We start from the raw sequence: 273 nt of genomic DNA on the forward strand, positions 1-273 counted from the left end.
TTAAGTCTCCAAAAATTGGCTCAATTGCTGGTTGTATGGTTACCGAGGGGACAATTAAACGCAGGGCACAAATTCGTGTACTACGCGAGAAGGTGGTTTTCGTCGAAGGTGAGCTTGAGTCCCTACGTCGCTTTAAAGATGCCGTTGCTGATGTTCGTAACGGCATGGAATGTGGTATCGGTGTTAAGACCTACAATGACGTGCGCGTTGGTGACCAAATCGAAGTAGTTGAAACAGGTGAAGTACCACGTAGTCTGTAATGGGTATTAGGTG

The 273-nt window shown here is 46.5% G+C and carries 1 protein-coding gene; it reads left to right on the top strand.

Going from position 1 to position 273, the window contains the following annotated elements; all coding sequences use genetic code 11:
- Positions 1–260, top strand: a 260-nt coding sequence (locus CWC30_RS18075) for an EF-Tu/IF-2/RF-3 family GTPase (RefSeq protein ID WP_349654455.1), incomplete at its 5' end; no start/stop codon positions are given.
- Positions 261–273 lie beyond the last annotated feature (13 nt).

The sequence above is a fragment of the Pseudoalteromonas sp. S4741 genome, assembly GCF_005886135.1.
Taxonomy (GTDB): Bacteria; Pseudomonadota; Gammaproteobacteria; order Enterobacterales; family Alteromonadaceae; genus Pseudoalteromonas; species Pseudoalteromonas tetraodonis.